This window comes from Paenalicyclobacillus ferrooxydans (genome assembly GCF_001399675.1).
Lineage (GTDB): Bacteria > Bacillota > Bacilli > Alicyclobacillales > Alicyclobacillaceae > Alicyclobacillus_B > Alicyclobacillus_B ferrooxydans.
Genome location: NZ_LJCO01000046.1, coordinates 82348 through 96587, shown reverse-complemented (window position 1 = coordinate 96587; position 14240 = coordinate 82348). Strand labels below are relative to the sequence as shown.

Genomic DNA, 14240 nt, shown 5'->3' with positions numbered 1-14240 from the left:
TCTAGACTTCATATTAGCGCCTCCTACATGAGTTCTTTAGGGCAATGACCCGGCACACACTCATCGTAGCGAGGCTCTATTATTTCTACAAACCCTATTCACTAACGTATACAGGAATGTTATTGGGAAGCGCAAAAGGACTTATTGCTTTGCGATTTGAAAACCTTTATCAAATGGTATCATCGGTACGCTGCGTGTTATGGTGTTTTGGTGGCAGCGGTAATTCTTCAGGATATGCAGACACAGCGGTTCCCGCGAGAAGCATTGGAACAAGAGCTTCAAACCGTTCGCCAATTATTCTCGGATTGTATGCCCCATCTAGACGCTTAAGTAGCTGGCATGATACGAAGCATCTTCCATAGTAAATGGCTGCCTGATAGTAATGAAAATTCTTTGCACTTTCGTGCGATATCGAAGGGTGTGGGGACTGTGCGAGACCATCCCCGGTTTGCCCAAGCTTATATTTGGGGGCAAGACCTCATTGAAAGAATGGTCGGAGATATACGGAAGGAGCAAAATCAAAGGGCTTCCGGTGCGACGTTGATAGTCGGCGCTGGAACGGGTTCAGATATTTCGCAACTGGGACCGGCTGTTACACAGGTTGTACTTCTTGAACCGGACCATACGATGCTGAGTTTCTTAAGGAACAACTACGCTCACCTTCGGATAATTGCCAGTCCTGCTGAAGCGATGAATGTGGGGGACGGAGAATTTGATACGGTCATTACAAGCTTGGTCCTATGCAGCGTCGACAGGGTAGATGATACACTCAGAGAAATTTACCGTGTTCTGAAGCCCACCGGTCAATACCTGTTTATGGAGCATGTCAAACACGAAGCAATTGTCCCCAGTTTGCTTCAAAGCACAGTGAACCCGCTATGGAAACGAGTTGGAGGTGGTTGTCACCTGAACCGCGATATTCGGCGCTCACTGTCTCATTCTCCCTTGGAGGTTCTTGAGTACTCTATCGTAAAACCAAACTTTTTTATTCCCATCATAGCTGGCAGAGCGGTAAAGGGGAGTAGGTAGTTGCATACGGGTCGCAGAGACTTGAGGAAATAGGTGGATCGAGTGCTGTGCGGGTACGATGGGCAATCTTTCGATGTTCTAATGCGGGCTAAACCTGCTTTAAGGAAGAATATCCCAGAAGGGGTGGTGAGCAGAGGATGAACAAATTCGTGGCGGGTCTCATGATGGCTGGCTTTACAATAGGGCTTCTTGCAGGCTGTGGACAAGCCCCACAGAACGGCAACCAAACCGGCGGCGCCGGCGCAAATAATGAATCAAATAATCTCGCTTCGGAGCCGTCAACGACTCAAAACAACTCATCGCAGAAAGTTTCATCGCTTGTGAGCAAACTCGGCTTTTCTGCCCCGTTGCACACGGTCGTGGTGATTGAAGAGAACCATTCATACGCCGAGATTACTGGAAACCCTCATGCGCCCTATATCAACTCCTTGATGCAAAGCGGTGCAAATATGACGAATGCTCACGGTGTTGAGCACCCGAGTCAGCCAAACTATCTTGATCTGTTTTCCGGCTCAAATCAAGGTATTACCAGTGATGCATGCCCGAATACCTTAAGCGAACCGAATCTGGCCACCGAATTGACTGCCGCGCATTTGACGTTCACAGGGTACTCAGAGAGCCTGCCAAAGGTCGGGTATACAGGGTGCTCCAACGCTTCGTTCCTTTCAAGGGGTACATATGCACGCAAGCATAGCCCATGGGTGAATTTCACAAACATCACTGCCTCCGAAAATGTTCCGTGGTCAGACTTTCCTGGTAACTTCAATGATCTTCCGACTGTATCTTTTGTTATCCCAAAGTCCTGCGCACAATTGAGGATTTGTACAATTTGCCCTACCTGGGGCACAGTGCGGATGTAACGTCTCTTCAGGGCATTTGGACCAAGGCCTAAGATGGAATCACGTATCCACAAAAAATGTTCCAACGCATGTGACCGACGAGGCGAACCGCGCGTCTAATCGTGGTAAAGAGGGGGTCTTGCCATGGGCGTGAAGGGTATGCGTACGTTGGCAGTTGGGGTTCTTGGGATAATGGCAGCCGGCGCAGTGATTTATGCGGCGGCACCGCATTCCGTTGGTATAAACACCAATTCGCCAGTTGCTCAGACCACACTCGGAGGAACACCAGTCAGGCAGACACCAGTCAGGCAGGCACCAGTCAGGCAGACACCAGTCAGGCAGGCACCAGTCAGGCAGACACCAGTCAGGCAGACACCAGTCAGGCAGACACCAGTCAGGCAGACACCAGTCAGGCAGACACCGAAAAAGACGTTCTTTCAAAGCATTGCGGGACCGCGGGTTGGAATCACTTTGGCCCCGGACCCGATGGTGCAAAAATCGATGCCTGACATTCCGGCTTCTCGAGCCAAAGTGGAGGTATATTTGCCAGTCTACCCAGGTGCAAAGCAAGTGGCAAAGTACCCTCAAATCGGTGATATGGGGACACCGATGAGCGCGGACCTGTTAGATGGAACCCTGTATTTTTCGAGTTCTGAGGGGGCGGCTAAGATTGAAAACTGGTATAAGCAACAGTTTGCCAAGCTCGGCTATACAGTTGACGGCAGCGGCAGTACCGGTCGGTACGGAAAAACAACCTCTACTTTTGTCTCATTTTCAAAGACGGGGCAGCTTGGGAATCCTACGCCATTTCCCCAGGTCGATCTCGGTTTTGCAACCGGAGGCTCGACTACCGTATTCAAGTTGAAGGTGGACTACATCGCCTTGCCGAGTCGTCCGGCGAACACGCTTCTTCCAAAAAACGTGGTCAAGGTGATTCTGTCCGGCGGCGCTCAGTCGTTTACAGTGACTGATTCAAATTGGATACAAACGGTCGTTCAAGAGATGAATGCACTTAGTGTAGCCTCTCCCGGTATCACAAACTGCCCCGCACTAGGGACGGCCGCGGGGGTAAAACCCAAGTACCAAGGTGTGGTTCAGGCACAGTTTGTGTTACAGAACGGCAAGACAATTCCGGTTCTGTTCAGTATTCCATGCGGTGTACGGGATGTGACGGTTGACCACAGTCAGGTGACACTACAAGGAAATGCAAAACTAGATCGCGAAATTAACGCCGTTACCGGATTCGCAGGTTAACGAACATGCTACAACGGTGGCGTCGATTCTGGTGTCGTTCACATAGTTCTTCATTACCTTCGACGGTTGATAGGGCGCTCGAGAACATTCAACTCGTCCTCAAGCCGCGACCACTCTTCGGACACGACGGTTCTGGCGTCTGTGATGGCTTGGTTATACACGTAGGGGGTGACGAGACTCAGAACGTGATCGAATAAACCTTCGGCGGCGATGTTTCCGAAGGCCTCGCCAGTTTGGTCAATGATGTAGTCCTCGAGCTGCTGGATGAGGTCTTGCTTTTCCTCGCGCGGGATCCGAATTGGCTTCATGCTCCATTCCTCCTGGGTTCGTGATACGATGAGCCTTTCCAATGCTCGTACTTCTTCATTTTTCAGGTACAATTCTATTACGTCCAACATAAGCATTGTACCCTTACCGAGTGGGTCTGCTCGAGTATTCCGAACGTGAGTGCTGAAAAGAGGGATGAATTTGACGGATCGAACAACACGCCAGGACCGATTGCTCGCCGAGTTGACTGCTTCTGAACGCCCCTTAACGGGTGCCGAACTGGCGGAGCGGTGTGGTGTAACAAGGCAGGTCGTGGTTCACGATGTGGCGATTTTAAGGGCTGCCGGCATCGATATCATATCTACACCGCGTGGATACCAGGTGCAAGTGACTCCACTCTTGCACACGCAGATCTTATCTGTGTGTCATCCCCCTGAACTGACAAAAATAGAACTCATGACGCTGGTCGACTTTGGTATTGTCGTTATGGACGTCGTTGTTGAACATCCCCTTTACGGTGACTTGAGAGGGGCTTTGCAGTTGGCGTCGCGCCGGGATGTAGATCTCTTCTTAGATAAAGTTCAGTCCTCAGACGCTGTCTTACTGTCGTCATTAACGGATGGTTTTCACTTGCACACGGTCTCCTGTCCGATGCCTGGACGTCTCAAAGAAGCCATTCAAGTACTCCGAAAGAATGGAATTCAAGTGTTTGATGACGGCAGTGAATCCATCTGAGCTTGGGGTACGATTAGATGCTCACCAGCAGAGTAGACCGGGTTTGAAAGAACCTGGTTGCTATTCTGTCCATACTGGTGTATATACACTAGTGTATTCAGTATAAATGTTGATAGGGGGATTTATCGTGAGCATGACCTCCGGCGCAGAGGATCGATCGCGTGTCCGATATGGATCAAAAGTGTTCCAGGTCGAGCCCTACGGGGCCGAAAAGGTATCTAACGCGGAGCGGCATGGAACGTCGAAAATGCAGTTTACGCTTTGGCTTGGCTCAAACCTGACCATTGCAGACTTTGCATTGGGATTTTTACCCGTCTCTCTCGGGATGTCATGGGGATGGAGCATCGCTTCAATTCTTATTGGCAACGTGTTAGGGGCGGCGGTTCTGGCTGGATGCGCAGCGATGGGACCTGCCTATGGTTCTCCGCAGCTTGTGATTGGTCGCTTTACGTTTGGGCGCATCGGGGGATACCTCCCGGCTTTGCTTAACTACGTGAGCACGATTGGGTGGTTTGCGGTCAATAACATTCTCGGAACCTATGGCTTACAGGTTCTTATGCCGCGTCTCGCTTTTTGGCAGGGGGCGTTGCTGCTCGTTATCATACAGGGCCTGCTTGCGGTATATGGACATAACCTGATTCATACCTACGAGCGCATTATGTCTGTCGTTCTCGGCATTCTGTTTCTTGTGGTCACAGCGATTGCGCTCTTTCATCACACAACCTTAGCTGCGTATCACCCAACGATGAGTAAGCCATGGGTATTGTTTGCCGTAATGGTCGCTGCGGCGTTTTCCTATATCGGCAGTTGGGGACCTTATGCATCGGACTACAGTCGGTACCTGCGACCGTCGACGAGCAAACGAGAGGTCTGGGGATTTGCATTTCTGGGTTCTTTTATTGCGTCAGCTTGGCTGGAACTCGTAGGTGCGGCCGTTGCGGTACTGGCGCTCGGGGTGAAAGGAGGAAACCCGATTTCGGATCTGCATCAGGTAATGGGGGGATTCGGTGCTGTTGCTGTCATCGCTATCATCCTTGGTGGTACAGCAGCTGATGCCCTGAACTTGTATTCTAATTCCCTTGCTGCGGGAGCGATGGATATTCGCTTACCCAGATGGACTTTGGCTGTCGTGGCCGGTGTGATTGGTCTTGCACTCAGCCTGTACGGGTCGGGTCAATTTGAACAGAACTATGAAAACTTCTTGCTGATGCTCGGTTACTGGTTTATGCCCTGGCTCGGCGTATTGTTTACGGACTTTTATCTGCTTCGGCGCTTCCGCGCGGCGTCATCTGATGTCCGGCCACAGACCCGCGTTCAGTGGCCAGGCTTGCTCAGTTTCCTCGTCGGTTTCATCGTGTCGATCCCGTTTATGGCTGGGTCGATGTACGAAGGACCCATTGCCAAGCACTTGGGTGGGGCTGACCTGACTTTTTACGTCGGTTTTATAGTAGCAGCGCTCTGCTATCTCATTCTCAGTCGCGGTACCCATCTTCAGCGTAATGGCTTGGCCTGAGAACTTCTCCAACTTCTGCAAACGCCAGATTCGATTCCCTCGTGGCCGCCCCGTTGTTGTACAATCAGATGCGAACATGACATCGATGCACAACAACGGGAGCGGCATGTATGGGCAAACCTACCTTTATACGGTCTTTTCTCACTGGATATCCCAAAGAATCCTACGTATTTATCGTTGCGAGCCTGCTCAATGCAATTGGCAACGCAATGTTGTGGCCCCTCATCACGATTTATGTACACAATGATCTGCATCGCTCGTATGCTGAAGCGGGCCTAGTTTTGCTGCTGCAGTCCTCTGCGGGCATCTTAGGTCAGTTCATCGGCGGTGGCTTGTATCATCGGTTGGGTCCAAAGCGGCTGATTGTCTCCTCGTTGCTGCTGACTGGACTGGCTCAATTAAGTCTGGTCTTTGCGAAGGCATGGGTGCCGTACATCTGCGTGATGGTTTTGAATGGGCTGCTCGTGTCTATTACGATGCCTGCCGTGAATGCATTCGTTGGCCTACGCTGGCCAGAACACTCCGCCCGTCTGTTCAACAGTATTTATGTGTTTAATAACATGGGCGTGGCCATCGGGACGAGTTTAGCCGGCGTACTTGCAGCCATCTCATTTAACCTTACGTTTCTCATTGACGGTTTCTCAACTGCCGGGTTTGGTCTGTTCTTTCTTTTGTTTCTAAACCGCATCCACATCGGCAAGCATAGTCGCATGGAGGTAGGGATTCCCCGGCAGGCTGCAGAATCGAGTCTGCCTCGCTTGCTGAAAAACTATCGCCTCTATCTGTTTCTGTCTCTCGGTTCCATGCTGGTCATGATGTCCACCTCGGCATGGAATACCGGTGTCGCCCCGTACCTGAACAGCAAAGGTCTGAGTCCGGATGTTTACAGTTTTCTGTGGACCATCAACGGGATCGTTATCGTGGTGGGTCAACCTTTCACTTCGTTTTTAAACAAACGCATCACCCGAACACTCTATACGCGTCTGATATCAAGCGCGGTTTTCTACGGGGTAGGCTTCGCGTTTATGTGGATTTTACATGCCAGCTACATGGACCTGATTGCAGGGATGATTGTATGTACGTTCGGGGAGATGCTGTTAAACCCGTCGATACCTGCCATTGTCTCGCAGACGACTGGACGATCCGCTCCGTTTTATCTGGGTCTCGTAGGCGGTGTGGGCAGCATAGGGCGACTCGTAGGACCACCGCTCTACGGAGTCCTCTTTGACCTCTATGGCGTAACACCCATTCTGCTCGTCTCGACCATTGCCACCGCGATAGGTGCAGGTCTGTTTGTGATACACCGTACCTTGAGGGTTTCAATCCCTGCGCGTTGGCCCGACGTGAACCATGGAGTGAACAGCGATGGCACCTGACTGTGAAGTGAACTATTGGACACACTCTATGTGCAAACGCAGAGTTTGCACAGGTACTTGATTGCGACTCTATTCATGCGCACAATAGAGATGTAAAAGCCTATTCAAGAGATGGAGTGATGAACAATGAGCAACCTTTCAAGCCAGTTGATGATGCACCGAGCCGTGTTGCAGGATATTTTGAGTCGAGTACCTGAGGACCAGGTAGATATGAAGCCGTGGCCGAACGCACTGTCATTGAGTGATCTCGCTGTACATATGGTCACAAGCGCAGATTGGTTCGCTGAATCTGTAAAGAACGGACAATTCGGCCGTCCCGAAAAAGTGGAAGTAAGTTCAATGTCCGACCTTCGTCGCGTTGTCGACGAATACACGGAGAAGACAAAAGCCACGCTGGATTCTTTGAGCGACGAACAAGTTGAAGGTATGGTGGAAGCCAAGCATATCTTTGGCATGGACGCTCCGGGTAAAGTTTGGCTTGGCAGCATGCGGGATCACGAAATTCACCATAAGGGACAAATGTTTGTGTATGCGCGGATGGCTGGTGTCGAAGAGATGCCATTCTTCATCCAACGCGATATATAACAAGAGCCTCGTATCCGCGACACTGGGTTCAATGTTGTGGACTATCAGCGCACCAACTTCTTCGTTGGTGCGTTGTTTTTTCTGCACTCGAGCGATTCTCGAGCGATTAAAGGAGGAAAAAGCCAACATGAAGCAAATCATCGCCATGGGCGGCGGGGGGTTCTCCATGGAACCTGACAATCCACTGTTAGACTTGTATGTCTTGCAGCAAAGCGGACAGAAAAAACCGAGAGTCGTTTTTTTGCCGACGGCAAGTGGAGATGCGGAAGGATATATCTCGAACTTCTACCATTCATTTGGTGCGTACGATTGCGAACCTTCCCATCTGTCTTTATTTCGTGTAGATACACAGGATCTGGAGAGCTTTATACTCGAAAAAGATGTCATCTATGTGGGTGGAGGCAACACCAAAAGTATGCTCTGTCTATGGCGGGAGTGGGGACTCGACGTCATCCTCCGCAAGGCGTGGGAACAAGGGATCGTGCTCGCAGGACTGAGTGCTGGAGCTATTTGCTGGTTTGAGGAGGGGCTCACCGATTCCTACGGCCATGAGTTAATGCCTCTAAGTGCACTGGGATTTCTGAAAGGCAGTCATTCTCCTCATTACGATGGTGAATCGGAACGCAGACCGGCCTATCAGAAATACATCAAATCAGGACATTTGATGCCAGGTTACGCAGCGGACGACGGAGTGGGCCTCCATTTTATCGATCAGGAGTTGCACAAAGTAGTCAGTTCTCGTCCAAATGCCAAGGCCTACTATGTGACGACGGAAGGCGAGTCCCTCATTGAACGCGCGATTGACCCTATGTATCTACTCAAGGGACCGAATGTAACGATCCGCTGACGTGGAAACCGCAGTCTTTGCGTCCACGGGAATCACACTATGAAAACCAAGTCCATAAAATCCTCACAGGAAACTTGATTTTTCGATGCTGAAGGGATGAACGGTACCATGACAATCCGACCGGCTTCACGCGGTGATATCGCTTCATTGACCGATTTGATGTTTAACTATATTGTCGGCTTTTACCGTCAAGAAGATCAAGAACGTTCTGCGATAGAGAAACACATTGAATACATTCTCGAGCACCCACGTGAAGGCATTCAGTTCGTGATTGAGGAAAACGGAGACCTGCTAGGGTTTGCCACGTTATACTACAGTTACAGCACACTGCGGTTGCAACGGATCGCCATATTGAATGACCTGTTTCTGTCCCAACAGGCACGCGGACAAGGACTCGGTGAGGCCTTGTTCAAGCACTGCCTAGAGTTCGCTCAGGACCAAGACGTTGCGTTCCTGCAGTGGGAGACAACGAAAGACAATGTTGTCGCCCGGAGCTTGTACGATAAAATGGGCGGCGACGTTAGCGACCTGATTGTGTACGAGATCCGCTTCTCGGGTAGGCCGCCTCAATAAGTTCTGTGTCGGCTGCTCGGAGAACCCTTTTCGTTAGTGGCGAGGCGACGACGGCGGCGGTCACAAGACTCAACAGCAGCATGATGGATGTGGAACCGATGGTCATATGTCGAACGCCAATCAGGCTTGCGACAAGTCCAGCACCTACCGTTAGCAGGATAATCAGTAATTGGCGTATCGGACTGATGACATTCGACACGCGCCCCATGAACTCGGCGGGCAGCGCAGACTGATTAAAGGTTGCTTGTCCGGCACCTGACAGAGACAGAAAGACACCGAGGATGACAAATCCCAAGGCGGCCAAAAGGAACGAGTGGGAAAATGCATAGACGACGAATCCGATGCTTGACACGATAGACCCAAGGCCAATCAAGAGCTGCAGGGACAACTTCTTAGCAAAGAAGGTGACCAGCAGTGCTCCAAGGACGTAACCGAGACCTGCAATGGCGACAAGCAACCCGTACGCGCCGGAAGATAGGTGCAGGGCACTCCGGGCAAAGACGACCTCTTGTGAGTCGGTGGCAGCCCCGAAGGCTCCAGACAGGGCGGTCAGTACAAAGAGGATGGTGAATACCGGGCGATCGCTTAAGATTCGGAGGGCATCGGCGAGGTCCCGTGTCCAGATGCGAATGCCCTTTGTTTGTAACACGGACTGACCCGAGTCTGACGTTTCAGGAGAGGCGTTCTTCGTTTTTGTTTTAGGTGCGTTTGCGTTGGTATTACTTTTCAAGCTGGGCAGTATGAACATTGCGAGCGCTGAGAGAAGAAAGGACAATGCGTCAAGCCAAATGGCAAGCGTAACGCTGCCCGTGATGTGGACAATCATGCCGGTTATTGCCGGACCTATCACAATTGCGCCTGACGTCAACGAACCGTTGATCCCGTTCACTCGCTTGCGATGCTCCTTCGGGACGAGGTAGGTCATGTAGGGCATTGCGGCTGCAGGGAAAAAGGTCCCAACGCTGTTGACCAGAAACAGTGCAATATAAAGGACCCAGATATTTGAGAACAGTGCCATTGCGGCGATGATAAAAGCTCGTATGATATCGATGGTCATCATCGTAGTACGCTTGTCCATCCGATCCGTGATGCTCCCTGCCCAAGGACTGACAATCAATTGAGCGATGGCAGGGATGATCCACAAGATGGACACGGCTGTCGGCGAATGGGTCGCGTTCAGGACAGACAGGTTGATGCCGATGAGCAGCATAAAATCTCCGATGCGCGAGATACCGCGGGACGATACATACACGCCGATTTGGAGTCGAAGTTTGTGATTCAGTAGAACCCCTCCGTAAGTTGAGTTTTGCTTTGTTTCGGTTTGTTCATCAAAATCGGTTTGTTCATCAAAACAGGAAAAGGGAACAACTGCAGCCCCGGACTGACCCGGGGCTGTTTGTTTGTCTCGGGCTTCATTTTTCGCTCTCAAGTTGGCGCTTGGCTTCACTCCAACAAGAGTCCTCGTCGCGCAGGCGCCAAGTCGTCGAGCCAGACCCGTCTTCGACGGGTGTCCGCAGTGCTTCAATCAGTGTCAAGGCGGCTTCTTTTCCAAATTCCTCTTCATAGCGAGCCAAAATCGCCGTCATGGAATATACGAATAGACTGTGCCGGTCTTCGTCGCCTTTTGCCGTACAAGAAATGGTTGCATGGTTCGTGCCAAGCAGAAAGTGTTCCCTCAGCTTCATCGTGATCGACCTCCGATTCCACTGTACCACCTTCCATGGAGTAAAACACCAATTCGCAGAAGTTGTCTGCAGGTGTGACGTCGGTCACGCTCTGTTGCAACTTCGCATGGTACCTTTCAACTAGAGGCACCGAGGCAGGGCAGTTCGGGATACTGCCCCAAATCAGAGACCGTTTGGGTACGGCCTGCAAGGGTGCAATCACAAGAAGCGAATGGGGATGACTAAGGTGTTCAATCACGACAGCACGCTCGGCGAAATCGTTGCAACCTTTCCAAAAGCAGGGTCTATCTTTAAAGCCCATAAGATCGACTATTGCTGTGGCGGAGACAGAACGTTGGCAGAGGCAACAGCTGCAGACGATGCAACGAGCGGCGCATTGCTTGAAGAGATAAATACAGAGTACAACAGCTACCTGAAGGAAGCGCAGAAGGAAGTTGACTGGACCACAGCACCACTGAGCGACCTTGTCACCTACGTCGTGAACACGCATCATGCGTATCTGCAGAAGACACTCCCGATTCTCGGTGAATTGACGACGAAGATCCTGCGGGTTCACGGTCCGAATCACGCAGACACACTGGGTCCGCTGCATCGCAATTTTCACCTCTTCAAGATGGATCTTGAACAACACATGATTAAGGAAGAGGCGAGCCTGTTTCCGCTGGTCATTGAGTTTGAGAAAACCGGCGATGTGGATGTTCTCGCGCGGCTTTTGTCGAACATTGACGAGCTCGAGGCAGAGCATACCGAGGCGGGGGACCTTCTGAAGACGATGCGGGCCATAACCAATGATTATGACGTGCCAGCGGACGCGTGCGGGACTTATAGCTATACGTTTCAAAAGCTGGCCGAGGTCGAGGAAGATATGTTCCGGCATGTGCACTTGGAAAACAACGTGATGTTTCCACGCCTTCAGGCCATCGGCGAGCACGAACTTGTTTCGAGATCATTGATATGACAGATGTCATCGAGGCGGCCAGCCTCTGAGCAGCCTGTGCCTCACACATATAGGTTTCATTTGGCGACCGGACGTGGCTCTGGTCGTTTCTTTTTTTATCGGCGAATGCAGATGATTTTGATAAGATGAGAATGTAAACACGTCATTTTGGCAGGAAGCAGGTGCGATGAACTGAGAATTCGGATGGCATCAGAGGTGGATTTGGCGCAAATCGGTCGAGTCAACGTGGATGTTTGGCGTCAAACCTATACAGGTCTCTTTTCAAATGAGTTTTTAGATAGATTGTCGTACGAGAAATCCACAGCTCGGTTTTCACAAATGATATCCAATGCGAATCAACCGTCATTCCTCATGGTTGCAGAAGTAGAAGAAAGCATCGTGGGATACATTCACGCTGGTGCATCGAGAGAGCGCTCTCTGGCGCCTGACGTAGATGGTGAGTTATACGGACTGTATCTCATGCCTGCGTACCATGGTCAAGGTGTTGGAAAAGCGTTGGTGGCCGCTGCGATGACTGAGCTGAAACAACGTGGATTTCACAGTGCAGTCGTGGTTGTTTTTACCGAAAATGCACGGGCTCGAGCTGTGTATGAAGCCTTAGGGGCAGTTCCGCTCGTTGAAAGACGCGTCAATATCGGTGGTGAATCTGTCTCAGAATGGCTGTATGTTTGGGAGACGTTGTCTGAACAGCTCATGCTCGATCTGCCGCTCCGTCAACTGACAACAGAACTCGGTGTCAGCCCAGAAAGAGCACAAAAAGAATTGGTGAAAGCACAGTTCTCTCGAACTGCAAATGCCTACGTGAAGAGTGTCTCGCACGGAAACGGGACTGCGCTTGCCAAGGTTGTGTGTACCTTAGACCCTTCGGAGGATTGGACCGTCCTTGATGTCGCGACGGGTGGGGGACATGTGGCACGGGCGTTGGCGCAGGCGGTACAACATGTTGTGGCCTCTGATCTTACGCCAGAGATGCTCTCTGCAGCACGAAAGCACATCCGCGATGATGCCGGGCTGCACAACGTGTCTTATGTGGTTGGAGACGCTGAAGCTCTGCCCTTTCTCGATGAAACGTTCGATGCGGTGACGTGCCGCATCGCTCCACACCACTTTGTCCATCCACAAAGATTTGTAACCGAAGCAGTCAGAGTCTTAAAGCCGGGCGGACGGTTCCTGTTGGTTGACAACATTGTCCCAGAAGACGAAGGACTAGCCGACTGGTACAATACGCTCGAGCGTTTGCGCGATCCGAGCCATGTTCGATGTATGCCCACTTCGGAATGGAAGTCCTGGATGGAAGGTGCAGGGTTGACGATGATCACTGAGGAGCCTTCATGGAAGACTTTTGAGTTTGAAACGTGGGCACGGCGAATGGTGACATCGGAAGAGCAGTATGGAACGGTTGTCGCATGGCTGAAAAGCGCATCTTCTGCGGCGCGCGAGTTTTTCGATGTGACAAGTGAAGCAAGTGAAGATGGTACTGACAGGTCTTTTAAAGGGCTTGAATGGATGGCGCTCTGCGAAAAGCAGGTGTCGTACTCAAAAGGTTCCGTCACCAATCAGGCGTAAAGGAGCGACCCGATTGACGAACGACCTACAGGATGCATCTCTTGAATTGACAGTGCTGACACCGAATGACGAACCGCAGTTTGAACGCCTTGTCGCTGAAGTTGGATGGGGTGTGCCAAAGGGGCGTCTTCGGATGATGCTGGAGATGGGCGAAGGTGTTGGGCATTTTGCAAACGGGCAGCTTGTTGCGACCAGCATTCTCTTCCCGTTTGGACCGAACTTGGCGTTTCTAGGCATGGTCATTGTCCATCCCGAACGTCAGAGGCAGGGCCTCGGGAATGTTGTTGTCCGCAAATGCCTGGACCGTGCTGCCGATCTCGGTATTCACTCCGTTGGACTCCTTGCCACCGATGCAGGTTATCCGTTGTATCAGAAGCTGGGATTCGTGACTGCGGACAAGGCTCACCGATTTGTCGGAAAACCGATATGGGTGAGCCAACAAGACTCTGAATTTCACACAACCACGCGATCAGCCCTGGCCGATCCGGAGCAATACGCCCGGTCAACGTTATCCATGGCTCCGACAGCGTTGTCCATCACACAGGTAGATGAACAGGATTGGCCGGAGATGCTGGCCTTCGATACTGAGGTTTCAGGGGCCGATCGCAGCGTTACATATCGCCATTTTGTTCAGACAGTCTCATACACTGCCATCGCGCGTGGATCTGATGCGAGATTGTGCGGATATGGGATGGCCACAAAGGTCGGCGATTTACTCATCATTGGACCGCTTCAGGCGGTGGACATGGAGGCTGCTCGACAACTGGCGGTGTACTTGATGAAACATGCTGATGGCGAGGTGCGTCTTGACGTACCCTCGAATCAAACGGCGTGGATGCGTCAGTTGGAGGAGTGGGGACTTGTTGATACGCACGTGTCGCCGATGATGCTGCACGGCGGCATAACGTTTCCTGGTCGCCGCCAGTGGCTGTATGGGATTATGGATGCGGCACTAGGCTAACGAGGTTGCCTGTTGGGAAGATGCGAGATGAGGAGTAGAGAGGAGTTGTTTC

General features: G+C 51.4%; 15 protein-coding genes. 12 read left to right on the top strand and 3 right to left on the bottom strand.

Annotated features, from left to right (window positions below):
* Positions 1–429 precede the first annotated feature (429 nt).
* The 3 genes from AN477_RS11265 (at position 430) to AN477_RS25485 (ending at position 3122) form a co-directional block, all read left to right on the top strand.
* Complete coding sequence (locus tag AN477_RS11265; protein WP_054969257.1) at positions 430–1029, top strand: class I SAM-dependent methyltransferase; 600 nt, start codon at positions 430–432, stop codon at positions 1027–1029.
* Positions 1030–1166: 137 nt separating this feature from the next.
* On the top strand, positions 1167–1889 hold the full coding sequence (locus AN477_RS11260) for an alkaline phosphatase family protein (RefSeq protein WP_054969256.1): 723 nt from the start codon (positions 1167–1169) through the stop codon (positions 1887–1889).
* Between the two features lie 123 nt (positions 1890–2012).
* A complete protein-coding gene (locus tag AN477_RS25485) occupies positions 2013–3122 on the top strand; it encodes a hypothetical protein (protein WP_054969255.1) in 1110 nt (369 codons plus the stop codon).
* A gap of 53 nt (positions 3123–3175) precedes the next feature.
* Here the strand turns inward: AN477_RS25485 and AN477_RS11250 are convergent, their stop codons facing one another.
* Entirely contained in the window at positions 3176–3430 is a 255-nt protein-coding gene (locus AN477_RS11250; RefSeq protein ID WP_054969254.1) for a DUF2164 domain-containing protein, read from the bottom strand.
* Positions 3431–3590: 160 nt separating this feature from the next.
* Between AN477_RS11250 and AN477_RS11245 the strand changes: the two genes are divergently transcribed.
* From AN477_RS11245 to AN477_RS11220, 6 genes are all read left to right on the top strand, one after another.
* Complete coding sequence (locus AN477_RS11245; RefSeq protein ID WP_054969253.1) at positions 3591–4124, top strand: transcription repressor NadR; 534 nt, start codon at positions 3591–3593, stop codon at positions 4122–4124.
* Between the two features lie 133 nt (positions 4125–4257).
* Complete coding sequence (locus AN477_RS11240) at positions 4258–5637, top strand: purine-cytosine permease family protein (protein WP_054969266.1); 1380 nt, start codon at positions 4258–4260, stop codon at positions 5635–5637.
* Positions 5638–5747: 110 nt separating this feature from the next.
* Positions 5748–7013 (top strand): MFS transporter, encoded by a 1266-nt coding sequence (locus AN477_RS11235; RefSeq protein ID WP_054969252.1) that lies wholly within the window; start codon positions 5748–5750, stop codon positions 7011–7013.
* Positions 7014–7139: 126 nt separating this feature from the next.
* Entirely contained in the window at positions 7140–7598 is a 459-nt protein-coding gene (locus AN477_RS11230) for a DinB family protein (RefSeq protein ID WP_054969251.1), read from the top strand.
* Between the two features lie 127 nt (positions 7599–7725).
* Positions 7726–8445, top strand: coding sequence for a Type 1 glutamine amidotransferase-like domain-containing protein (locus AN477_RS11225; RefSeq protein WP_054969250.1), 720 nt, complete (start codon positions 7726–7728; stop codon positions 8443–8445).
* Between the two features lie 108 nt (positions 8446–8553).
* On the top strand, positions 8554–9018 hold the full coding sequence (locus tag AN477_RS11220) for a GNAT family N-acetyltransferase (protein WP_245631793.1): 465 nt from the start codon (positions 8554–8556) through the stop codon (positions 9016–9018).
* Here the strand turns inward: AN477_RS11220 and AN477_RS11215 are convergent.
* Together AN477_RS11215 and AN477_RS11210 are read right to left on the bottom strand one after the other, a co-directional pair.
* Positions 8966–10465 carry an MFS transporter gene (locus tag AN477_RS11215; protein WP_157061918.1) on the bottom strand — a complete coding sequence of 500 codons (1500 nt, stop codon included), beginning with the start codon at positions 10463–10465 and terminating at the stop codon, positions 8966–8968. The two genes, AN477_RS11220 and AN477_RS11215, sit on opposite strands and share 53 nt — an antisense overlap.
* Entirely contained in the window at positions 10431–10703 is a 273-nt protein-coding gene (locus AN477_RS11210; protein WP_054969247.1) for a hypothetical protein, read from the bottom strand. The genes AN477_RS11215 and AN477_RS11210 overlap by 35 nt, the downstream gene beginning before the upstream one ends.
* A gap of 217 nt (positions 10704–10920) precedes the next feature.
* Between AN477_RS11210 and ric the strand changes: the two genes are divergently transcribed.
* The 3 genes from ric (at position 10921) to AN477_RS11195 (ending at position 14188) form a co-directional block, all read left to right on the top strand.
* Positions 10921–11661: an iron-sulfur cluster repair di-iron protein gene (gene ric, locus AN477_RS11205; RefSeq protein ID WP_054969246.1), complete on the top strand. Its 741-nt coding sequence runs from the start codon at positions 10921–10923 to the stop codon at positions 11659–11661.
* A 183-nt stretch (positions 11662–11844) separates the two neighbouring features.
* Positions 11845–13227, top strand: a complete 1383-nt coding sequence (locus AN477_RS23785; RefSeq protein WP_083486188.1) for a GNAT family N-acetyltransferase — start codon at positions 11845–11847, stop codon at positions 13225–13227.
* Positions 13228–13240: 13 nt separating this feature from the next.
* The gene (locus tag AN477_RS11195) at positions 13241–14188 is read left to right on the top strand and encodes a GNAT family N-acetyltransferase (RefSeq protein ID WP_054969245.1); all 948 of its coding nucleotides are present in this window, start codon (positions 13241–13243) and stop codon (positions 14186–14188) included.
* Positions 14189–14240: the final 52 nt, after the last annotated feature.